Below are 21,318 nucleotides of genomic sequence, written 5' to 3' on the forward strand. Positions count from 1 at the left end.
CAGGGCGCATTCCGCAGGACGAGAGGATCGATCATGATGGCTCCGGGATAAGAAATGGGCAGTTCCGGGATGCCTATGATGCCGGGTTGGTGTGGCATCTGCAGCGCTAGGTGTGCGTGATTCAACGCGCGGCGGTCTGCGGCGCTGGATCGTCGGCCACCGGGGGCGCGCCGCCCAGCGCCTGGAACAGCGCAACGGTGTCGGCATAGCGCTGGGTCTGCGCCTGCACCAGCGCAGCCAGCGCTTGTTGCTCGACCTGTTCGGCCTGCAACACCTGCAGGCCGCTGCCAGCACCCAGCGCGTGCTGACGCTGCGCCAACGCCAAGCTGCGCGCGGCGGCGGTGCGCGCCGCGACCGCGGCCTGCAACGTCTGCGCATCGCTCAGCAACGCCTGCAAGGTATTGGCGGTGTCCTGCAGTGCGGTCAGCACCACGCTGCGGTACTGGGCCTTGGCTTGATCGTAGGCGGCCACGGCAGCGCGCTGCTGGTGACGCAGGCTGCCACCATGGAACAGCGGGGCGATCAAGTCGGCACCGAGCAACCACTGCGCGCTGGCACCCTCGAACAGATGCTGCACTTCTGCGGCGGAACTGCCGATGTTCCAGTTCAGCGACAGGCTGGGAAGACGCGCGGCGGTGGCAACACCGATCTGTGCGCAAGCCGCATGCAATTGCGCTTGCGCCGCCGCGACGTCAGCGCGGCGCTCCAGTACCTGCGCCGGCACGCTCAACGGCAGCGCGCTCGGCAAGTGCAGCGATTCCAACGTGAAGCGTTGCGCGATGTCCTGGCTGGGCGGCCGCCCGGCCAAAACCGCGAGCCGGGCGCGCTGCTGCGCCAGTTGCTGCTGCAGCGGCGGCAAGACGGCCTGCGCTTGGGCCAGCGCCGCATCCTGCGCGGCCAGATCGGCACCGCTGGCCTGACCGGCGGCGTACTGACGCGCGAACAACACGCGCAGCCGCTGCGCCAGCGCGATCTGCGCCTGCGCCGCATCGATCTGCGCACGCAAGCCGGCTTCCTGGATCGCGGTGGCAACGACATTGCTGGTCAGGCTCATGTACGCGGCCTGACGTTGAAAACCCTGCACCTGTGCCTGCGCCGCCAGTGCCTCGTGTTGCCGGCGATTGCCGCCGAACACGTCCAGCACGTAACTCACGTTCACCTGCGCGGTGTGCAAGGTGTATGGGCTACTGCCCGCCTGCCGCTGGCGCTGCGGGCTGACTTGCAGATCGACCGCCGGCACCAGAGTACCGAGCTGCGCCGCTGCGGTTTCGTTCGCCACGCGCAATGCGGCGTCGGCCGCCTGCAGATCCGGATTGGCTTGCAGTGCGGCGTCCACCAGCGTGTCCAGCGCGGGCGAGGCGAACGCGCTCCACCAACGTGCCGGCACCGCTTCACCTGGCAACAAGTGTTGCGCGGCACCCGCCGGGTCCGCTGCCGCGACGGTCTGCGGCGGCAACGGCGCGGCAGTGTAGCGGTCCACGTTCGGCAGCGGCGGGCGCACGAAATCCGGACCCACCCGGCAACCGCCAAGCAGGGCCAGGGACAGCAACGCGGGCGCGATGCGGCAAGTGCTCATGAGGCATCTCCTGCGCTCACCGCAGCACGCTGTGCGCGGGCGGCGGCCATGCTTTCGATGAAGTGATACAACGACGGCAGCAACAGCAGGGTCAGCACAGTGGCGGTGACCAGTCCACCGACCACCACCGTCGCCAAGGGACGCTGCACATCGCTACCCAGGCCAGTCGCCAACATCGCCGGGGTCAGCCCCAACGCGGCCACGGTGGCGGTGGTCAGCACGGGCCGCATGCGGCTGCGCGCGCCTTCGATCACTGCCTCGCGCAGCGGCTTGCCTTCCTCGTTACGCAAGCGGTTGATCTGCGCCAGCAACAGCACCGCATTGAGCACGGCCACGCCGAACAAGGCGATGAAACCAACCGCGCTGGACACGTTCAAGGTCATCCCGCGCAGGTGCAATGCGGCCAGCCCGCCGAGCATCGCCAACGGCACCGCGGCCAACACCAGCAACGGCTGACGCAGGTTGCCGAAGCTGGCGAACAACAGCAGGAACATGATGCCCAGGGTCATCGGCGCGATCACCAGCAGGCGTGCCTGGGCGCGTTCCAGGTTTTCGAACTGACCGCCCCACACTACCTGGAAGCGCTGGTGATCGAACCGCACCTGCTGCGCGATCGCGCCGCGCGCCTGCTGCAGGAATCCGGATAAATCACGACCGCGCACGTTCAACCGCACCACGATGTTGCGTCGGGCCATTTCGCGCACGATCACGCTCTCGCCCGACACCGTGCGCAGATGCGCCACCGCCGACAGCGGCAACTTGGCGCCGCTGGGCGTGGTCAGCATCAACGTGCCGATCGTCTGCACGGTGTCGCGCGTGGCCGCTGCAAAGCGCACGGTCATCGCGTAGCTGCGTTCACCGACGTAGAGTTGGCCGATTGGACTACCGCCGATACCGGTGGCGATCAGATCGGCGATGTCGGTGGCATTGATGCCGTAGCGCGCGGCGGCGGCACGGTCGATTTCGATCTTCAAGTTCGGCAGCGGTGGCTCCACATCCACCGTCACGTCCGCCGCACCCGGCACCGTGCGTAGCGTCCCGGCGATCCGCTCGGCGATCTGCCGCGCCTGGGTCACGTCGTCGCCGAACACCTTCACCGTCAGATCGCCGTGCGCGCCGGACAACTTATCCTGGACACCGTCGATCATCGGCTGCATGAAGCCGATGGTGTAACCGGGCATGCGCGCATAACGCGCGGCGAGCGCGGCGATCAGACTCTGCTTGTCCAGCCCGGGCCGCCACTGCGCATACGGGCGCAAGCCGACGCTGGCCTCGATGTGCGATGGTGTCCAGTAATCGGTGCCGTCATCGTTACGTCCGGTCTGAGTCACCATGTAACTGACTTCCGGAAACGCCAGCGTGGCACGCCGTAACGCATTGGCCATCGTCGCGGCTTTGTCCAGGGTGATTCCCGGCGGCATCTGCACCTGCAACCACAGCGAGCCTTCGTCCAGATACGGCAGGAAGTCGCGGCCGATGCTGCCGCCCAGCAGGCCCAACGCCAACAACGCACCAGCGCAACTGACCAGCAGCCAACGCCTGCCGCCGACACTGCGCGCCAGCAAGCGCCCGTAGGCATCTGTCAGCGCTTGCAATACGCGGTTGTGCGCCACCGGACGCGGACGGCGGAAGGCAAGCCAGGCCAGTGCCGGGATCAACGTCAACGCCACGACCAGCGCACCGAGCAAGGCCGCGCCGACCGCATAGGCCATCGGCGAAAACAGCTTGTACTCGATGCGCTGCAACGCGAACAGCGGCAGGTAGGCGCAGATGATGACGCCCATGCCGAAGAAGATCGGCCGCGCCACCTGCAAGGTTGCCGCGATGGCGTCCTGCGGCTGTAACGGCCGCGACGGATCGGCCTCGCGTTGGCGCAGGATGTTCTCCACCAACACCACCGCACCATCGACCAGGATGCCGAAATCGATGGCGCCCAGCGATAGCAAGTTGGCTGGAATCTTCAGGTGATGCATAAACACGAAGGCGATCAGCAGCGAAAGCGGCACGGTCAAGGCCACGATGGCGGCCGCGCGCGGACTACCGAGAAACAGCAACAACACCACGCTGACCAACAGCATGCCCTCGACCAGGGTCGAGCCAACCGTGTGCAGCGTGGCATCGATCAGGGCGGTGCGGTCCAGGTAGGCCACCACTTTCACGTCCTTGGGCAACAGCGAAGCATTGAGTTCGGCAACCGCCGCATGCACGCCGTCCAGCACTGCCGAAGGGTTGGCGTCCTTGAGCAGCAACACGATGCCTTCGATGGTGTCGGGATTGGCGTCCTTACCGAGAATGCCGCGACGCTCGACATTGCCGTAGCGCAACGTGCCCAGTTGCCGTACCAACACCGGCACGCCATTGCGCGTTGTCACCGCGACAGCGCCCATGTCTTCCAGCGAATGCAGCAGGCCAACCCCACGCACCACGTAGCTTTGCTCGCCGCGATCGATCACGCTGCCACCGCCATTGGCATTGTTGGCGTTGATCGCATCCTTGACCTGCTGCAGGCTCAAGCCGTATTGGGTGAGACGTTGCGGGTCCAGCTCCAGCATGAATTGCGTGGTGAGGCCGCCGAAGTTGCTGACATCGACCACGCCAGGCACTTTCTTCAGCCGTGGAATAACCGTCCAGGTCTGCAATTCGGATAGCTCGCGCAGGCTGCGGGTCTTCGACTCCAGCGTATAGCGATAAATCTCGCCCGTCGGCGAGGTGTAGGCGTCCAGGCCAGGCGCGGCGTTGTAGGGCAGCGTGACCTCGTTGAGCCGCTCCTGCAGGCGTTGCCGGGCGAAGTAACCATCCGTGCCATCGGCGAACACCACCGTAATCAGCGACAGGCCGAACACGCTGCGCGAGCGCAGCACCTCCATGCCGGGCGTGCCCAGCAAAGCGCGCTCCAATGGCACGGTGATCTGCTGCTCCACCTCCTCCGCCGCCAGCCCCGGAACCTGGGTGACCACTTGCGAGGTGACGTCGGCGATGTCCGGATAGGCTTCCAAAGGCAATTGCGTCCAACTCCACGCTCCATAGAGCGCGACCGCCAGAAACACCAACCAAACGATGCCGCGCCGCTGGAAACAGACGCTGACGATGGATTTAATCATCGAGCAGCGCTCCATTGCCGATCACCACGCGCTCGCCCTGGGTCAGGCCGGTCATCATCTCGGTGTCGCTGCCCAGCGTTGCGCCAGTGGTCACCACACGCGAGACGTAAACGAACGGCGCCGTCTCCACGTACACCCGCGTCGTCAACCCGGACTGGATCAAAGCGGTCGTCGGCACCAGCAGCGCCGAGCGCGACCGCGCCGCCAAGCCGACACGCACGAACATGCCTGGTTTGAGGCGACCATCGCGATTGTCGATGGCAATGCGCACGGTCAATGTGCGGGTATCGGTATCGAGCAGATCGGCGATGTGCTGGACCGTGCCCTCGAATGCCGTATCCGGGTAAGCATCGACATGAATCTGCGCGTGCTGTCCAATAAACACCTGGCCGATATCGCGCTCAGTCACCTGAGCATTCACCCAGACTTTGGAGATGTCGGCGACCGTCATCGCCGTCGCCGTGGTGTCGTTCCAGTAACCGCCCAACGACACGGCAATATCGCTGATGCGGCCATTGATCGGCGAGCGCATCGCATAGCGCCGGTGCGAAGTGGCCAGCGGATCGACGCCAAGCTGAGCCAGACGTTCGCGTGCGGCACGCGCCTGATCCTGTGCCTGGGCCAGATCCAGTTGCGCCGCCTCGGCATCTTTCTTGGTGGCGACGTCGCCACTCAGCAAAGCCTGTTGCCGCTGCGCCTCACGTTGCGCCTGGCGCAGCGCCGACTGCGCCTTGCCATCCTCGGCATAGGCATTGGCCAGATCGACCGAGTCGATCACGAACAACGGCTCGCCGGCTTTCACCGAGTCGCCGAGTCCATGCGCCAGGTTGACGATGCGTCCACTGACCGGCGCCACCAGTTTCACCAGCCGTTCCGGCAGCGCTTCCACTACCCCAGGCGTTTGGATGGTCGGCGTCATCGGGCGTCGTACCACGGTGCCGATGCGCAGCGCGCCGCGCAACGGCGATTGTGGTGGAACGCGCAATTGCGTGCCACGACGCAACACGGCAGAGGCACTGTCCGCCGCCTGCGGATGCGCGTGGCAGGCGGCGAGCAACGGAACCACGCACGCGATGAGCAACAAAACACGAGAGCAATACATTGAAACGGCACTCACCATGGCAAGAGCCAGCGCCGCATGGCGATCTGGCGTGGGAAGAGAGACTGACGAGATACGATCAGCAGCGATGGCGCTGCGAGGTTCAGTTGCGACGCAGGAGCGATGCACAAGGCCACCAGGCCAACGCCGCGTGACTCCATTTCGACGTCACAGTGGATACACCGATCGCATGCAGGCGACGTTGCGCCGCATGCGACAAGCGCGCACGGACACGGATGCGATCATCGAGCGGCAGCAGCGACAACGCATCGGCCAGCACCCGCGCGGACTGTGCGGACATGGCCTTGGCGAAAGCGCGCGGGCCATGTGCGGCCAGCAGATAGCGCAGCGCCTCGGTGCGACGCATGGCGACGGCCGCGCGCAGAGCGCGCTGCAATCCGCGTTGCAGGCGGAAACGACGGGAGAAGAACAGGAACATGACGACCTCCTTGCGGCGCATAGCCGGCAAGGACACCGCGACCACTACGGCAACGGGCGTCTTCCGGGTCAGCGCAAGGCTATTACCAGGCGAAAAGAATGCGAGCGGAGTGCGGCGATGGCGCCGCGTCGATGCGGGTCGGGGTCCATGGCGATCTCCGGTGGGCTGAAAGAAAGTGGCCGCAACAGCGGCCATGTCAGATGACGCATTGCCGACGAATGGGGGCTTACGACCTGTGGCTGACGGCCCGCGTCACGCTGCGTTGCGAGACGGAAAGTCTGGCATGCCAGGCAGAGGTGCACCAGCATGCGTGAGGCATCTGCGCATGCACATCAGCATGTCTGCGCTATACCAAAGTATCGTGTGGGCGGGTGTCAGGCGAGGGGTGAATCGCCCGGTGATTTGAGAGCCTGAAAGACGAAGTCGGTATCGGCGCGATCACACATCGCCCAGGCGACGACTTGCCTCGAAAAAAGTCGAGCACAACCGCTAGATATATTCAGACATCGTGTGTACGAATAAACATGAAATCACTCGCCCAGAGCCTATGCGGTACGTTCACTTCGAAACCTCCGGTGCTACAGTGCCCGGATAATGTCTCTTCATCGCTTGCCCAACCCGCACGCTCATGCCTGAACTCCCCGAAGTCGAAACCACCCGGCGCGGCCTGGAACCGCATTTGGCAGGCCGGCGCATCCACGGCGTGATTCTGCGGCGACCGGATCTGCGTTGGCCGATCCCGCCGGAGGTCACGCAGCAGTTGCCGGGACAACGTATCGTCGGTATCCATCGCCGAGCCAAATATTTGTTGCTGGAAACCGCAGCAGGTAGTGCGCTCTTGCACCTAGGCATGTCCGGAAGCCTGCGCGTGCTGCCCGGTGATACGCCAGCGCGCACGCACGATCATGTGGATATCAGCCTGGAGGATGGCCGTGTGCTGCGCTTCAACGATCCACGTCGGTTCGGCTGTTTGCTGTGGCAAGCGCCTGATACGTTGCATCCACTGCTCGCCGAATTGGGGCCAGAACCGCTATCGGATGCGTTCGATGGTGATTATCTCTTCCAGCTCAGTCGCGGCCGCAAGGCACCGGTCAAAACGTTCTTGATGGATCAACGCATCGTGGTCGGCGTCGGCAACATCTATGCCGCCGAGAGTCTGTTTCAGGCGGGCATCAGTCCATTACGCGCCGCCGGCGAGGTGTCGCGCGCACGCTACGCGCGCCTGGCCGAGGCGGCCAAGGCGATTCTTGGTTACGCGATCCAGCGCGGCGGAACGACGCTACGCGACTTCATCAGTCCAGATGGCGCGCCGGGGTATTTCGAACAGGAGTTGTCGGTCTACGGTCGCGAGGGTGAACCCTGCAAGCGCTGCGGACGTCTTCTGCGACATGCCAGCATCGGCCAGCGCGCCAGCGTCTGGTGCGGGCACTGCCAGCGCTGAGGCGACGTTGGTACTGACGGTCACGCTCACGCAGCAACCTAGCGAAGCAGCACTCGCGGTGCCGATCCGGAAACCATGCTGCGGCGAGCTTGCTGCGCATGCGCAGGCTTCGGTGACGATGCGCAGCACCCGCACGCTCAGGTTAAACCGTGGTGAGGTGCTAAGGAGGCGATGACCTTATGATGGACGTCTCTCCTTGGCTTATCGACCAGGCTCATGCAACGACGCAATTTTCTCAAAAATGCCGCCGCCGCCTTCGCCGCCATGGGTTTGCCAGCGATGCCGATGTTGGGACAGGCCGCTGATGCCGTTGGCCTGCGCCGCCTGGGCAAGCCGCAAGCATTCGACTATGCCTGGCTCAAGGGCCATGCCCAGGCCATCGCCAACGCGCCATACCAGAGCCATCAACGGGCACTACCGGCGTCAATGGCGGCGTTGAATTGGGACCAGTATCAATCGATCCGCTACCGCCAGGACCATGCGTTGTGGGCGGCAGAGCAAGGCCCAAAATTTCAGGTCAAGTTTTTCCATCTGGGGCTGTACTTCAAAACCCCGGTGCAGATGTTCGACCTGGTCGATGGGCAGGCGCAGCAACTGGCCTACGATAGCGCGGCGTTCGATTACGGCCGCAGTGGCCTAAAAGGCAAATCGTTGCCCAATGACCTGGGTTTTGCTGGTTTCCGTCTCAATACCAAGCAGGACACCGAGCGCGATTTCGCTGCGTTCCTCGGTGCCAGTTATTTCCGCGCAGTGGGTAAGGAAGGCCAGTACGGCCAGTCCGCACGCGGTCTGGCAATCAATACCGGGACCGGCACGCCGGAAGAATTTCCCGATTTCATCGCGTATTGGCTGGAGCAACCCAAGGCCAATTCGAATACGGTGGTGGTGTACGCGCTGCTGGATTCGCCCAGCGTGGCTGGTGCATACCGTTTCGCGATCACCAACGGCGATGTGTTGCTGATGGATATCGACACCGCGTTGTATCCGCGCAAGACCATCGAACGGATGGGATTGGGGCCTTGCACCAGCATGTATCAGACCGCCGAGAACGATCGCCGCATGGATTGGGATTGGCGCCCGGAAATCCACGACACCGACGGTCTAGCCATGTGGACAGGTGTTGGTGAGTGGATCTGGCGGCCGTTGTGCAATCCACCGCATCTGCGCTTCAACATGTTTGTGGACCAGAACCCGCGCGGTTTTGGCCTGCTGCAGCGCGACCGCAATTTCGATCACTACCAGGACGATGGGGTTTTTTACGAGAAACGTCCATGCCTGTGGGTGGAACCGAAGCACGGCTGGGGTAAGGGTTCCGTGCAACTGGTGGAAATTCCGACAGTCGATGAGACCTTCGACAACATCGTCGCGTTCTGGAATCCGCAGGACAAACCTCAACCAGGCCAGGAACTGCTGTTCGGCTACCGCCTGTACTGGGGTGCGCAGCCGCCGGCATCCTCGTCGTTGGCGCATTGCGTTGCCAGCCGTACCGGCCTGGGTGGGGTCGCGGGGCAGAAGCGCCAGTATTTTTCCTGGCGTTTTGCCGTGGATTTCGCCGGTGGCGAACTAGCCAAGCTCGGCAAAGAAAAAGACGCCAAGGTCGAAGCCGTATTGCAGCTCAGCCGAGGTCGCAGCGAAATCGTATCGGCCAGACCGCTGCACGAGATCGCCGGCTATCGCGCGATGTTCGATGTCGTACCGCCGGATGACGGTACCGAGCAGATCGATATTCGCCTGTTCCTGCGCAGTGGCAGCAGCACGCTAACCGAAACCTGGTTGTACCAATGGACACCGCCGCCTGCCGCCGAGCGCAAGCTGTATTGATCCGGCACGAGGAAAGGCATTACACAAAACAACGTGCGGATCGTCGTTTGCGCTGACGCACTGGTGGTCGCGGCTGAAGTCGCCCTCCTCACACGACAGGAGGGCGAAGCAATGTGGAGGCTGAGGTGCCGCGCGTGCAAACGCGCGGCCAATGGCGACGCAACCGCCTCAGGGTTTACTCGGTGCCGGTGGCGAGGCGCTTTTCTGGCTGATGTCTTCGACGTCGCCAATATCGACGCGACCTGGCGTGCGCCCGTCCCAGACCCGATCCTGTAGTTTCCAGTATGCCGACGGCTCCCAGAACTGTTTGGCGTAGAACACTTCTGGATCGATGCTGCCACCGCGCGGGCCGTTGATCGACAAGGCACCAGCACCGGAATGACCGAGCAGGCTGCCGGTGCTGCTCATTGCTTCACGGCGCAGGACAGCCTCCTGGCGCGGCTTGGCTACTTGATCGCCATATTCGGCAAGCATCTGCTTGTCGAGGTCGGTCGCGCGTTTGCGCTCTTCCGGCGTGAGCTGGTTCCAGTATTCCATCTTGCGCGCACTGAAAGCCTCGTAGCCGCGCTCGGAGGCCAATGCCATCCACAAGAATCCCATTGCATGATCGGACGCCACGCCCTGGCCTTGCCAATACATCTCGCCCAACCGCGCCTGCGATGGCTTGTCGGCGTAGCGGGCAGCCAACTGATACTGTTTCTTAGCCTCAGCATAGTCGCCCTTTTTGTCGGCGCGGATGCCTGCACGGCGATAGAACAGATCCAGGTGCGCTTCGAGGAAGCCATCGGTCAGCACCTGTGCCGGAATATCGTCGAATGTGCGCTCTGTCGTGGCCGCAGCAAATGCGCCGGGCGAGGCAAGCAAAAGTGCGCAGGCCAATACCGCGCTGCTAAGAACCATTGCGTTGAACGGTTGTACCCCTCTCTTCCAGGATTGCATTTTTCTCTTCCTATGAGTGTGGTGGGAGCGATTCTACACACATCTGGCGCATGCGCATCCATAACTCATGGCATAGAGATCCGCAGGAAAACTGGCGTATTGTGCGCTGTTGCTGTTGCCTGGCCGCTTATGATCAGAATGATCGCGACGGCGCGATCTGCAGCGGATCGATGCGGTCCTCGCCACGCATGATCTTTTTGAACTCGGCACGGCTCACCGACACGTAGCGTTCGTTGCCGCCGATTTCCACCTGTGGCCCATCCTGTACCGCGCGGCCATTGTCGTCCACACGCACAGTCATGGTCGCCTTGCTACCGCTGTGGCAGATGGTCTTGATTTCCTGCAACTCGTCCGCCCAGGCCAACAAGGACTGGCTACCTTCGAACAGTTCGCCACGAAAATCTGTGCGCAGGCCATAACACAACACTGGGATTCGCAGCCGGTCCACCACCTCGCTGAGTTGCCAGACCTGGGCGCGGTTGAGGAACTGGGCTTCGTCCACCAGCACGCAATGCAGCGTGCCATGGCTGGCGATGTCGGTTTCGATCAAGGACAGCAGGTTAGTCTCGTTCGCAAAGCCCTTGCCATCGGCACGCAGGCCGATGCGCGAGGCGACCACGCCACTGCCGGCCCGATGGTCCAGCCTTGGGGTGAGAATGACCGTGCGCATGCCGCGTTCGCGGTAGTTGTGCGCCGACTGCAGCAGCGTCGTGGTCTTTCCGGCATTCATCGCCGAATAGTAGAAATACAGTTTTGCCATGTCTTGGATTCTAGCGCGGACGCGGCGCATTCCATGCACCAGCTAGCACTGGAAACCGGTTCAGCCAGCGCGCGACGATGCAGGCGGTGACGCAGGCCGGCGCCCGTTACAATACGCGCTCAAGGGAAATTTCTATGCAAGGTCTCAATCCTCCCCAACGCGCCGCGGTCCTGCATGATGAGGGACCGCTGTTGGTGCTGGCTGGCGCCGGCAGCGGCAAGACTCGGGTGATCGTGGAAAAGATCGCGCACCTGATCGCGAGCGGGCGCTACCCGGCCAAGCGCATCGCCGCGATCACCTTCACCAATAAATCCGCCAAGGAAATGCGCGAACGCGTGGCCAAGCGTATCCGCAACGATGCCGCCGACGGCCTGACCATCTGCACCTTCCACGCGCTGGGACTGAAGTTCCTGCAGATCGAGCATGCCGCGGTGGGCCTGAAACGCGGTTTCTCGATCTTCGATGCCGACGATGCCGCCGCGCAGATCAAGGATCTGATGCCCGGCGCCAAGCCCGATGCCGTCGACGATGCCAAGAATCTGATCTCGCGTGCCAAAAATGCCGGGCTATCGCCGGAACAGGCGATGGCCGCGGCACGCAGCAACCGCGAACAGGAAGCAGCCAGCCTGTACGCACGCTATCAGGCACGGCTGACGACGTTCAACGCGGTGGACTTCGACGATTTGATCCGGCTCCCCGTGCAGGTACTGGAGGGCAACGAAGACATCGTGATGGCCTGGCGCGAGCGCATCGGCTATCTGTTGGTGGACGAGAGTCAGGACACCAACGATGCGCAATACCGTTTGTTGAAAATGTTGGCCGGTCCGCGCGGCAATTTCACCTGCGTGGGTGACGACGACCAGAGCATCTACGCCTGGCGCGGCGCCAATCCGGAAAACCTGATGCAGATGGGCCGGGACTACCCGACGCTGCAGATCATCAAGCTGGAACAAAACTATCGCTGTTCCAACCGCGTGCTGCGCGCAGCCAATGCGCTGATCGCACACAACCCGCATGAACACCTGAAGACCTTGTGGAGCGACCAGGCCGACGGTGAGCGCATCCGTGTGTGGGAATGCCGCGACAGTGACCACGAAGCGGAGAAGGTCGCCGCCGAGATCGCGTATCTGGGGACCGCCAAGCAAGTGCCGTGGAGCGACTTCTGCATCTTGTTCCGGGGAAATTTTCAGTCGCGGCCGCTGGAGAAAGCGTTGCAGATGGCCGCTGTGCCGTATCACATCAGCGGCGGCACCGCGTTTTTGGAACGGCAGGAAGTCAAAGACGTGCTGGCGTGGCTGCGTCTTATGGTCAATCCCGATGACGATGCCGCGTTCCTGCGCGCGGTGCAGGCCCCCAAGCGCGAGGTCGGGGCGACCTCGCTAGCCAAGTTGGCCGAGTTGGCGGCGGCCAAACATCTGCCGATGTCGCGCGCGGCTGCATCGGTCGGTGCCTTGCAACAGTTGCCGCCACGTGCGGCCAATGGACTGAGCGATTTCGTGGATATTCTGCACGAGCTGCGCGCGGCTTCGACCACCATCTCCTCGGCCGACGTGGTACGCCAGCTCGCCGAGCAATCCGGTTTGATCCGCGAACTGCGCAACCAGTGCAAGGACGACGCCAGCTTCCAGCGTCGCCGTGGCAATCTGGAGGAACTGGCCAAGTGGTTCGAAGGCGGCCCGCGCGGCGCCAGTGTCGGCGACCTGGCCGCACAGTTGGCATTGCTGTCGCGCAACGACAAGGACGACGGCGGCAATCAGGTGCGCATGATGACCATGCACGCCTCCAAGGGCCTGGAATTCCGCTACGTGTTCATCGTCGGCTGCGAAGACGGCGTGCTACCGCACGAGGTCAGCCTCGAAGAAGGCAACCTGCAGGAGGAACGCCGTCTGCTGTACGTGGGTATCACCCGTGCCAAGGAGCAATTGTGGATGAGCTACAGCATGCTGACCCGCAAATTCGGCGAGCACATCCGGCTCAAGCCTAGTCGCTTCTTCGACGAGATTCCGGCCGATGAGATGCAACGCGATGGTGCAGACCCCGTCGCCGATGCCGCGCGCAAAAAAGAGCGTGCCAACGCCGGCCTGGCCGCGATCCAGGCGCTGTTCGACTGAGGTTTTTTTGAACGGTTTCAAATGCCATGCCATGGACCGGTGTTCGCGCGCATGACACGATCGTCGCGCTGCATCGCGTTACCACACAGCGACGACGAGAGTTGAATCAACCACACTCACTGCGGGGGTGCCACCAATTCTTTGGCACTGAGGTAACCGTCGCCGTTACTGTCCTGCTTGTGGAAGCGCGCCGTCAGCGTTGCCAGGTGTTGCGCACGGGTGATCGGTGGACCACGGCCACCGGGTAGTTCGGCGGGGCTGAGTACGCCATCGTGATCGAGATCGCGGGCATCGAAGGCGTAGCTCATCCAATCCAGGTATTCGTCCAGGCTGACCCGGCCATCGCCATCGCGGTCCATGCGTTGCAGGTAGCTGGCGGTATCGCTGACCTGAGCGGTGGCGTTGCCGCCGAATGCGAGCAGCAGTCCAAGTACAAGCACGGACGCAGAACGCCGCGCACGGCGGCTTTCAGCAAGCAAGCCGCTCGCGAGGACATCAACTTTTGTATCGGACATCACTAAACCTCCGGACCACAGGACAACCTGATACGTGAATAAGCCACAGCATGCGGCTGAAACCACACATTGATCCAGGCCTCGCGTATGGTATGGGCGCGCCGAACGTTTCCGATCATCCAACGGTCCCAGTTCCATGTCTGCCTCTCCTTCCGAAGCACCCGAAGTCCCAGTAGGCCCACCGTTGATCGAGCTGGACCGCGCCAGCGTCGTGCGCGGCCAGGTTCGCGTGCTGCATGCCTTGAGCCTACGCATCGCGCTCGGCCAGCATACCGCCCTGCTTGGCCCGAACGGCTGCGGCAAATCGACTCTCATCAAACTGATTACCCGCGAGCTCTATCCTTTAGCGCGTATCGGCGAGGAGCCGGCTGTGCGGGTACTGGGGCAGAGCCGCTGGCAGGTAGACCGGCTACGCAACCAATTGGGGATCGTCACCGGCGATCTGAGTGGCCACCTGCTCGCAATGCCCGGCTTGGACGTGGAGAGTGCGGTGTTGTCCGGGTTCTTCGCCAGCCATGTGCTGCCCTCGCACCGCGAGCTGACTGCGGCGATGCGGGAGCGCGCGCGCGAAGCACTGCAAGCCGTGCAAGCTCTGCCCTTGCTAGAGCGGCCATACGCGGAACTATCGGCGGGCGAGACACGCCGCGTGCTGATCGCGCGTGCCCTGGTCAATCGGCCGCAAGCACTGCTACTGGACGAGCCCAGTACCGGACTGGATCTGGTCGCGCGTCAGGCGCTGCTAACGACAATGCGCGCACTCGCCGTTCAGGGCATCACGCTGGTGCTGGTCACCCATCACATCGAAGAGATCGTGCCGGAAATCGAGCGGGTGATCCTGCTCCGCCAAGGCCAGGTCTATGCCGATGGCACACCCGATGCCGTGCTCGCCGACGCACCGTTATCGGCGGTGTTTGGCGCACCAGTACGGGTACGCCACGATGGCATCAATTATTGCGCAAGCATCGCGCAAGACGATTGAACAGGCTGGCCGGGTCATGTTGAAGCGCAGCCGGCACGTTCAACACTTTGCGCACATCGGCTCAAGTGCGCGACACACTGGCAACACGCGCGCTAGCCGCGTCGTCGAACAGCACACGCGCGGCGCGCACGGCCGCATGGTGCGTCTTGGCCCACTGCACCAGCGGCAGTAGCGCCGCGTTCAAGGAGTGACCGAGCGGTGTCAGTTGGTATCGCACCCCCGGTACGACGGTCGGCAACAGCTCGCGCGCAACCAACCCTTCGCGCTGCAGGTCGCGCAGGGTCTGGGTCAGCATGCGCTGGGAGATGTCGGGCACCGCACGACGCAGTTCGCCGAAACGATGGGGGCGCTCGGCCAGCAGCATCACGAACAGGGTGCTCCATTTGTCACCGATCTGTGCCAGCACGTCGCGTACCGGACACTGACCGATGGCCATGCCCTGGCGACGATAGTCGTTCAGTTGCTGACTCAGCGGCGGCTCCATCGCGCCATCGTCCTGCATTGAAGCAATGTCCATGGTGCTCGTGCTGACCTCAAGGTAATCAGGGGCGGAAAAAGTGCCGTCTTTACAACATGGCAGTGGTCTCTACGATAGACCAGGTTCCTTTTCCAGACCACTGTGCGGCATCTTGCCGATGCCCTCGCTCCCCCGTTAGCAGGAGACTCCATCATGTCCGTATCGTCCGATTCTCTGCTTGTTACCGGCGCTGGCGGCCAGTTCGGCCAGCGCGTGTTGGCGCATCTGCTCGATACGCTGCACATCGCGCCATCGCGGGTGGTGGCAATGACGCGCCGGCCACAGACCCTGGCCGCATGGGCGGCGCGCGGCGTCGCGGTACGCCAGGGTGATTTCGACGCCCCCGGCTCATTGGACGCCGCGTTTGCCGATGCCAGCCGAGTGCTGTTGATCAGCACCGATGCGCTGGACCGCCCCGGCCACCGTCTGCAACAGCACCTGGCCGCGATCGCCGCCGCCGAACGTGCAGGCGTGGCGCATCTGATCTACACCTCCTGCCCGGAGCCTTACAATTCGCCGCTCCTGCTCGCCCCCGACCACGCCGGGACCGAAGACGCGATCACCGCCAGCGCCCTGCGCGGCTGGACCGTATTGCGCAACCATTGGTATTTCGAGAACCTGCTCATGAGCCTGCCCTCGGTGCTGGCATCGGGCCAGTGGTACAGCGCCGCCGGCGACGGCGGCATCGCGCACATTGCCCGCGACGATCTGGCCCATGCGGCGGCGGTCGCCTTGACCAGTGGCAGCACAGACAAGCGCACGCTGACCTTGAGCGGCACCCGCGCCTACACCACCACCGAGATCGCCACGCTGGTGGGCGACACGCTGGGCGTGCCGATCCAGGTGGTCCCGGTACCCGTCGAAGGGTTGGTGCAAGGCATGGTGGGCGCCGGCATGCCGGAGGCGGTCGCGCGCATCTACGCTTCGTTCGACAGCAATACCGCTGCTGGCCGCGTCGCCAACGTCACTGGCGATTACCAGGCGCTCACCGGGCAGGCACCGCAGCCATTCGAACAATGGCTACGGGTTAATCAAGCACAATTAGCGAAGCGCGAACACTGAGTTGCAATAAGCCAAGCCTAGATCTTGCAAGTTGGTCATGTCGTCATCTCATTACTGGCTTGAGGTTTTTTCTTCGGGCATATCCCAGTCCTTCGAACGCACCTCTCCAGTCTGATAAAACTGCTTGACCAACTTGATATAGTCCAGAAAATCTCGATTTTCGGTGGCTAACCGGTTCGCCATGTCCCAATCAATTTCATCGCGTTCACGCGCGGGAATCAGCACTTGGCTGTCCACCGGGTTGTCCACATCCAACTTGATGAAACCAATACCATGCGGCGCGAAGAGCATTCTTAACTCTTTCAGTGTGTCCTGCCCACTGATTTCCGCCGCGACCAAGTAGCCGAAGTTACCCCACGAGGAATTCGATACGGCTTGGAAAAAGCACTCCCGCACATTGGAGCGGTTGATCAGCAGCTTGACCTCAAACGACCAAAGTTTGGTGCGCTTGTCGGAATACTGCTTCACGCAGTCCCGCACCTCCTGGTGCCAGTCCACACCCAAGTCTTCCATGCCGACCACGTCCGGGTACAACCATCGATTTCCATTCGGCCCTCGCTTGTTCGATGAGCGCTTCTCGTCGATGCGTTTGGAAAAAACACCGAACTCTTCCCGGACATAGTGTGAAAGCAGAGGGTAAAGTGCGTGTTCAACGAGCTTGGCAGTACCGACATCTGCGACTATCAAAGTCCCCTCATCCTCGGCGGCGGCCACCTCGGCACTGTCCGATTTCTCCGAGTAGTAATACTTCCGCGGTCGTCCTTCGGTGGTTTTCAGCGCCGGATGCTTGGTTTGCATGCGCGGCCGTTGCGAGCTGATTTCCGCGACAAGCTGCTGCACCAAATCCGCATCGGACTGGATGTAGTCGCCTCGGCTATTGGCGCGTTTTTCCTGGCACTGCGCAGGGAAAGTAGCCAATACCCACTCGGCGATCTGCCTGGCAGTGAATTTTTCCTCGGGCCTGGCCTGTAAATAATCGACTACCGCTTTCGAGAGATTCAGCGCCACGTTATTTCTCCATTCCTTGCTTCCATGATATAGCCCTTTACAGCGACATGAGCAGACTTAAATGCGTGGATGTCGCTGGACTTATCTCACTTCCCGATGCAGAAACTGGAGAAGATTCGACCGAGCAGATCGTCGGCGCTGAAGGTACCGACGATTTCGCCAAGTGCGGCGTGCGTCAGGCGTAATTCCTCGGCAGCCAGTTCAAGACGTTCGTGTTCCAGTTCGGCCATCGCCGCGGCCGCGTGCATGCAGGACCGCTGTAACGCCTCGACGTGGCGCGCGCGCGCGGAAAATTCGCCCTCACTGCCCTCCCCTGCTGTGGCACCCGCGATTGCGCGCAGGTGCAGATGCAATTGTTCCAGGCCACTGCCAGTGGCGGCAGAAAGGTAAACACTGTCCGCGCACGCTTCAGGCACCTCGGTCAGCAGATCGCACTTGTTGTAGATCCATAGGCGCTGCGGCACATCGGCAATGGCGTCGGCAACCGCGGCACGGCCAACGGCTGCATCTCGCGCATCGAGTACGACCAAGGCCAGATCGGCACGTTGTAGTTCCTGTCGAGCGCGGCGCATGCCTTCGCGTTCGATCGCATCGCCGCCGTCGCGCAAGCCGGCAGTGTCCACCAGGGTTAACTCCACCCCGTCCACGCGCACGGTTTCATGCAAGGTGTCACGGGTGGTGCCAGCGATATCGGTGACGATGGCGCGGGCGCTACCCGCCAACGCATTGAGCAAGGAACTCTTGCCGGCGTTCGGCGGCCCCACCAGCACCGCGTGCAGGCCGTCGCGCAGACGACGGCCACGCTCGGCCTCAAGCTGAAGTTGCGCCAGGTCCGCACGCACCTGTTGCAGACCGGTGCGAACCTGCGCACCACCTAGCGTTTCCAGTGCTTCGTCGGCGAAGTCGATCGCTGCTTCGACATGCAGGCGCAGACGGATCACCTGCTCGGCCAGGTCTTCGACCCGACGCGAAAACACACCGTCCAAGGATCTGCGTGCCGCGCGTGCCGCGCGCAGATCGGTGGCGGCGATTAGATCAGCGATGGCCTCGGCCTGGGCCAGGTCCAGTTTGCGATTGAGGAAGGCGCGTTCACTGAACTCGCCCGGGCGTGCCGGGCGCGCACCAAGTTCGCAACAACGCGCGACCAGTTGCCGCAGCAACACCGGGCTACCGTGCGCCTGTAATTCCAGCACATCCTCGCCGGTAAAACTGCGTGGCGCCGGGAACCACAGCGCGATGCCGTCATCAAGGGTATCGCCCTGCGCATCACGAAAGCGCGCATAACGTGCGTTACGCGGTTGCAGCTTGCCGAGCCCAAGTCCAGCGGCAATGCGGCCAGCGGCTGGCCCGGACACACGCACCACACCGACACCGCCGGCTCCCGGTGCGGTGGCGATCGCGGCGATGGTGTCGTTGGCAGAGCTCGACATGGCGAATCTTTTGTCTCCGTGCGGCGACAGGCGCAGCGCCTGCCGCTGGATGCACACATCGCGCCGACACAAAAACCAGATGCAATTGCACAGATGCGCACTGCCCGCCTGACGGCGGGCGTTGCGAACTTACTTCTTGGCTTTGGCAGGTGGCTTGACGCTAACGCTCGCCGCAGCTTCGCCATGATGTTTGTTCATCCACCACTGCTGCAGCAAACCCAGCGAACCGTTGGTGACCCAGTACAAGACCAGACCCGAAGGCACAAACGCCATCATCACACCGAACACCAATGGCATGAACTGCATCATCTTGGCTTGCGCCGGGTCCATGCCAGGCGTGGGAGTCAGCTTCTGGGTCAGCAACATCACCGCTGCGTTGATCACTGGCAGGATGAAGTACGGATCACGCGCGGTCAGATCCTGGATCCAGCCGAACCACGGTGCCTGACGCAATTCCACCGATTCCACCAGCACCCAGTACAGGGCGAAGAAGATCGGCATCTGGATCAAAACAGGCAAACAACCGCCCATCGGGTTGATCTTCTCTTTCTTGTACAACTCCATCGTCGCGGCCTGGAGTTTCTGCTTGTCGTCGCCGTAGCGCTCCTTGAGCTGCTGCAAGCGCGGCTGGAACTTGCGCATTTTCGCCGCGCTCTTGAATTGCGCCGAGGACAACGGGAACAGTACCAACTTCAGCAGCAGCACCAGACCAACAATCGACCAGCCCCAGTTACCGAGCAAGGTGTGCAGATGGCTGAGCACCCAGAACAGGCCCTGCCCGAGCAGTGCCATCAGCGAGAACCGGCTGTAATCGACCACACGGTCCAGTCCCTTCACGTGCTCTTTGGCGATCTGGTTGACCAGCTTCGGGCCGACCCACAACCGTGCTTCAGTGCTCGCGTGCGCGCCAGGGGCCACGACGAAAGCTGGGCCGCGCGCCTCGATCACATGCAGCGGGCCTTCGTTGGAAAGCACGTACACCGATTGCTGATCGGCTTGCGGAATCCAACTGGTGAAGAAGTGATGCTGCAATACCGCGATCCAGCCACCGGAGATCGTCTGGTTGAGCGCACCATCTGCCAAGTAGTCCTTGAACGCCCGGCGCTGGTAGCCATCCTGCGGACTGAACCAGGTCGCACCGTTGAAGCTGAAGGAATCCGGATTGGTCATGCCACGGCTGACGATGGTCGGTACCCGGCTCAGCTTGCGGAACACATAGCCCTGCCACGGTTTGTCGCCGTGGTTGACGATCTCGTCGCGCACCTGCAAGGCGTAGTGACCACGCTGCAAGGTATAAACACGACGGATGCTGATCCCGGATGGTCCATTCCACACAAACGGCACTTCCAGGCTGTCCTGACCCTTGGCCAGCACATACTCCTTGCCCGGCTGTTCGGGACGGAAGCCGCCACGATTAGGATATGGCGAATTGTGTTCGCCGACCCAACCACTGGTGGCGCTATACGGATGCAACGCATCCTCGGTCAACAACTGGACCGGGGGACTACCGGACTGCTGGGTCTGCGGATACATCAGCAGGTCCGCATCGAGCACGCTGAAACCGTCCATCGTCAGGCGCAGCACGTCGGTGGTGACCGTCACCCGTGGCGCGCCCGCCGCTGGCGCTGCAGTCTCGGCAGTGGTGCCTGGGACAGAGCTTGCACCGGGAACGTTGGCGCTCGGTATCGGCGGCATACCGGCACTGCCAGCACTAGTCGCAGACGCTGACGGCAGCGCAGGCGTGGCGGCACTGCTGGTCGCGCTAGCGGCAGAGGAGTGTTCTTTGCTCCACTCCATCCACAACAGGGTCGCCACCATCAGCCAGGCGAAGATCAGGAAAAGACGGGTCTGGTTCATCGGACAGGCAAACTCGGCTCAGCCGTCAGTGGTTTCTGACGTGGAAGTGGGGGACGAAGAACGATTGGGCGGCGGCATTGTGCCGTCCGCCGTCGGGGTCGGCAATGCACCAGCGCGACGCAACAGACGCAGATACGCCTGACGCAGTTGTTCACCGCTGGCCTGCGCGGCGGCACTGCGCGCAACCACGACGTAATCGCCTGGCGCCAGCCACGGCAGCAATTGCCGCGTGGCCTCGCGCAACACGCGCTTGATCCGGTTACGCACGACAGCACGCTTGTCGACTTTGCGCGAGACCGCCAGACCAAGTCGCGGCGGATGCGTGACGCTGCGCCAGTGCAAGCTCATCAACGGCTCGGAGCAGCGGCGCGCGGTATCGAACACGACGCGGTATTCTGCAGACGTGCGAACCCGCGCAGTGCGAGGGAATCGCCTACGCGGGTCGAGAGAATTCACCGGGTCGATTGCAGGCGCCGCCTGGGGCGGCGAAGCAATCAAGCGCTCAGGCGCTTGCGGCCCTTGGCACGACGACGGGCCAGGATCTTGCGGCCATCGGCGGTCGCCATGCGGGCACGGAAGCCATGGTCGCGCTTACGCTTGAGGTTGCTGGGCTGGAAGGTGCGCTTGGTGGCCATCGGGGCGCTCTGACTTGAATAGGGCGGG

The 21,318-nt window shown here is 62.8% G+C and carries 18 protein-coding genes and 1 pseudogene; 5 read left to right on the forward strand and 14 right to left on the reverse strand.

The genetic code is table 11. The annotated features are described in order from the left end of the window. Positions 1-121 precede the first annotated feature (121 nt). From XALGPE39_RS14660 to XALGPE39_RS15860, 5 genes and pseudogenes are all read right to left on the reverse strand, one after another. Positions 122-1,576, reverse strand: coding sequence for an efflux transporter outer membrane subunit (locus XALGPE39_RS14660; protein ID WP_045728811.1), 1,455 nt, complete (start codon positions 1,574-1,576; stop codon positions 122-124). Beyond that, positions 1,573-4,677, reverse strand: coding sequence for a CusA/CzcA family heavy metal efflux RND transporter (locus XALGPE39_RS14665; RefSeq protein ID WP_045728812.1), 3,105 nt, complete (start codon positions 4,675-4,677; stop codon positions 1,573-1,575). Before XALGPE39_RS14665 ends, XALGPE39_RS14660 begins: the two co-directional genes overlap by 4 nt. After that, positions 4,670-5,779 (reverse strand): efflux RND transporter periplasmic adaptor subunit, encoded by a 1,110-nt coding sequence (locus XALGPE39_RS14670; RefSeq protein WP_045728813.1) that lies wholly within the window; start codon positions 5,777-5,779, stop codon positions 4,670-4,672. The genes XALGPE39_RS14665 and XALGPE39_RS14670 overlap by 8 nt, the downstream gene beginning before the upstream one ends. A gap of 100 nt (positions 5,780-5,879) precedes the next feature. Next, entirely contained in the window at positions 5,880-6,215 is a 336-nt protein-coding gene (locus XALGPE39_RS14675; protein WP_045729265.1) for a hypothetical protein, read from the reverse strand. A 398-nt stretch (positions 6,216-6,613) separates the two neighbouring features. Beyond that, positions 6,614-6,756, reverse strand: a pseudogene (locus XALGPE39_RS15860) (DDE-type integrase/transposase/recombinase); the annotation flags it as partial. Positions 6,757-6,843: 87 nt separating this feature from the next. Here XALGPE39_RS15860 and mutM point away from each other — a divergent pair. Then, positions 6,844-7,656 carry a bifunctional DNA-formamidopyrimidine glycosylase/DNA-(apurinic or apyrimidinic site) lyase gene (mutM, locus tag XALGPE39_RS14680; protein ID WP_045728814.1) on the forward strand — a complete coding sequence of 271 codons (813 nt, stop codon included), beginning with the start codon at positions 6,844-6,846 and terminating at the stop codon, positions 7,654-7,656. Between the two features lie 216 nt (positions 7,657-7,872). Beyond that, complete coding sequence (locus XALGPE39_RS14685) at positions 7,873-9,477, forward strand: glucan biosynthesis protein D (RefSeq protein WP_045728815.1); 1,605 nt, start codon at positions 7,873-7,875, stop codon at positions 9,475-9,477. A 168-nt stretch (positions 9,478-9,645) separates the two neighbouring features. Here XALGPE39_RS14685 and XALGPE39_RS14690 read toward each other — a convergent pair whose 3' ends face one another. Further along, positions 9,646-10,416: a sel1 repeat family protein gene (locus XALGPE39_RS14690; RefSeq protein ID WP_235429834.1), complete on the reverse strand. Its 771-nt coding sequence runs from the start codon at positions 10,414-10,416 to the stop codon at positions 9,646-9,648. 133 nt (positions 10,417-10,549) lie between these two features. After that, positions 10,550-11,176, reverse strand: a complete 627-nt coding sequence (locus XALGPE39_RS14695) for a thymidine kinase (RefSeq protein WP_045728817.1) — start codon at positions 11,174-11,176, stop codon at positions 10,550-10,552. A gap of 134 nt (positions 11,177-11,310) precedes the next feature. On the opposite strand from XALGPE39_RS14695, the gene XALGPE39_RS14700 reads away from it, so the two are divergent. Continuing rightward, the gene (locus XALGPE39_RS14700; RefSeq protein ID WP_045728818.1) at positions 11,311-13,287 is read left to right on the forward strand and encodes a UvrD-helicase domain-containing protein; all 1,977 of its coding nucleotides are present in this window, start codon (positions 11,311-11,313) and stop codon (positions 13,285-13,287) included. A gap of 116 nt (positions 13,288-13,403) precedes the next feature. Here XALGPE39_RS14700 and XALGPE39_RS14705 read toward each other — a convergent pair whose 3' ends face one another. Continuing rightward, positions 13,404-13,802, reverse strand: a complete 399-nt coding sequence (locus XALGPE39_RS14705) for an EF-hand domain-containing protein (protein WP_045728819.1) — start codon at positions 13,800-13,802, stop codon at positions 13,404-13,406. Positions 13,803-13,938: 136 nt separating this feature from the next. On the opposite strand from XALGPE39_RS14705, the gene XALGPE39_RS14710 reads away from it, so the two are divergent. Then, positions 13,939-14,781 (forward strand): ATP-binding cassette domain-containing protein, encoded by an 843-nt coding sequence (locus tag XALGPE39_RS14710; RefSeq protein WP_045728820.1) that lies wholly within the window; start codon positions 13,939-13,941, stop codon positions 14,779-14,781. A 61-nt stretch (positions 14,782-14,842) separates the two neighbouring features. Here the strand turns inward: XALGPE39_RS14710 and XALGPE39_RS14715 are convergent, their stop codons facing one another. Then, on the reverse strand, positions 14,843-15,298 hold the full coding sequence (locus XALGPE39_RS14715; protein ID WP_045728821.1) for a helix-turn-helix domain-containing protein: 456 nt from the start codon (positions 15,296-15,298) through the stop codon (positions 14,843-14,845). 153 nt (positions 15,299-15,451) lie between these two features. On the opposite strand from XALGPE39_RS14715, the gene XALGPE39_RS14720 reads away from it, so the two are divergent. Beyond that, positions 15,452-16,360 carry an SDR family oxidoreductase gene (locus tag XALGPE39_RS14720; RefSeq protein ID WP_045728822.1) on the forward strand — a complete coding sequence of 303 codons (909 nt, stop codon included), beginning with the start codon at positions 15,452-15,454 and terminating at the stop codon, positions 16,358-16,360. A 51-nt stretch (positions 16,361-16,411) separates the two neighbouring features. Here the strand turns inward: XALGPE39_RS14720 and XALGPE39_RS14725 are convergent, their stop codons facing one another. The 5 genes from XALGPE39_RS14725 to rpmH form a co-directional block, all read right to left on the reverse strand. After that, entirely contained in the window at positions 16,412-17,368 is a 957-nt protein-coding gene (locus XALGPE39_RS14725; protein WP_045728823.1) for a COG2958 family protein, read from the reverse strand. 86 nt (positions 17,369-17,454) lie between these two features. After that, the gene (gene mnmE, locus XALGPE39_RS14730; protein WP_045728824.1) at positions 17,455-18,798 is read right to left on the reverse strand and encodes a tRNA uridine-5-carboxymethylaminomethyl(34) synthesis GTPase MnmE; all 1,344 of its coding nucleotides are present in this window, start codon (positions 18,796-18,798) and stop codon (positions 17,455-17,457) included. Between the two features lie 129 nt (positions 18,799-18,927). Then, positions 18,928-20,655 (reverse strand): membrane protein insertase YidC, encoded by a 1,728-nt coding sequence (yidC, locus tag XALGPE39_RS14735; protein ID WP_045728825.1) that lies wholly within the window; start codon positions 20,653-20,655, stop codon positions 18,928-18,930. 18 nt (positions 20,656-20,673) lie between these two features. Continuing rightward, positions 20,674-21,111: a ribonuclease P protein component gene (gene rnpA, locus XALGPE39_RS14740; protein WP_082061917.1), complete on the reverse strand. Its 438-nt coding sequence runs from the start codon at positions 21,109-21,111 to the stop codon at positions 20,674-20,676. Positions 21,112-21,149: 38 nt separating this feature from the next. Then, positions 21,150-21,290, reverse strand: coding sequence for a 50S ribosomal protein L34 (gene rpmH / locus XALGPE39_RS14745; RefSeq protein ID WP_003469983.1), 141 nt, complete (start codon positions 21,288-21,290; stop codon positions 21,150-21,152). Positions 21,291-21,318 lie beyond the last annotated feature (28 nt).

Source organism: Xanthomonas sp. GPE 39, assembly GCF_000963005.1.
GTDB lineage: Bacteria > Pseudomonadota > Gammaproteobacteria > Xanthomonadales > Xanthomonadaceae > Xanthomonas_A.

What these genes read in the sequence shown, in the direction of transcription:
- XALGPE39_RS14660 (WP_045728811.1), bottom strand. Translation starts at nt 1,576, where the DNA reads ATGAGCACTTGCCGCATCGCGCCCGCGTTGCTGTCCCTGGCCCTGCTT.
- XALGPE39_RS14665 (WP_045728812.1), bottom strand. Translation starts at nt 4,677, where the DNA reads ATGATTAAATCCATCGTCAGCGTCTGTTTCCAGCGGCGCGGCATCGTT.
- XALGPE39_RS14670 (WP_045728813.1), bottom strand. Translation starts at nt 5,779, where the DNA reads ATGTATTGCTCTCGTGTTTTGTTGCTCATCGCGTGCGTGGTTCCGTTG.
- XALGPE39_RS14675 (WP_045729265.1), bottom strand. Translation starts at nt 6,215, where the DNA reads ATGTTCCTGTTCTTCTCCCGTCGTTTCCGCCTGCAACGCGGATTGCAG.
- mutM (WP_045728814.1), top strand. Translation starts at nt 6,844, where the DNA reads ATGCCTGAACTCCCCGAAGTCGAAACCACCCGGCGCGGCCTGGAACCG.
- XALGPE39_RS14685 (WP_045728815.1), top strand. Translation starts at nt 7,873, where the DNA reads ATGCAACGACGCAATTTTCTCAAAAATGCCGCCGCCGCCTTCGCCGCC.
- XALGPE39_RS14690 (WP_235429834.1), bottom strand. Translation starts at nt 10,416, where the DNA reads ATGCAATCCTGGAAGAGAGGGGTACAACCGTTCAACGCAATGGTTCTT.
- XALGPE39_RS14695 (WP_045728817.1), bottom strand. Translation starts at nt 11,176, where the DNA reads ATGGCAAAACTGTATTTCTACTATTCGGCGATGAATGCCGGAAAGACC.
- XALGPE39_RS14700 (WP_045728818.1), top strand. Translation starts at nt 11,311, where the DNA reads ATGCAAGGTCTCAATCCTCCCCAACGCGCCGCGGTCCTGCATGATGAG.
- XALGPE39_RS14705 (WP_045728819.1), bottom strand. Translation starts at nt 13,802, where the DNA reads ATGTCCGATACAAAAGTTGATGTCCTCGCGAGCGGCTTGCTTGCTGAA.
- XALGPE39_RS14710 (WP_045728820.1), top strand. Translation starts at nt 13,939, where the DNA reads ATGTCTGCCTCTCCTTCCGAAGCACCCGAAGTCCCAGTAGGCCCACCG.
- XALGPE39_RS14715 (WP_045728821.1), bottom strand. Translation starts at nt 15,298, where the DNA reads ATGGACATTGCTTCAATGCAGGACGATGGCGCGATGGAGCCGCCGCTG.
- XALGPE39_RS14720 (WP_045728822.1), top strand. Translation starts at nt 15,452, where the DNA reads ATGTCCGTATCGTCCGATTCTCTGCTTGTTACCGGCGCTGGCGGCCAG.
- mnmE (WP_045728824.1), bottom strand. Translation starts at nt 18,798, where the DNA reads ATGTCGAGCTCTGCCAACGACACCATCGCCGCGATCGCCACCGCACCG.
- yidC (WP_045728825.1), bottom strand. Translation starts at nt 20,655, where the DNA reads ATGAACCAGACCCGTCTTTTCCTGATCTTCGCCTGGCTGATGGTGGCG.
- rpmH (WP_003469983.1), bottom strand. Translation starts at nt 21,290, where the DNA reads ATGGCCACCAAGCGCACCTTCCAGCCCAGCAACCTCAAGCGTAAGCGC.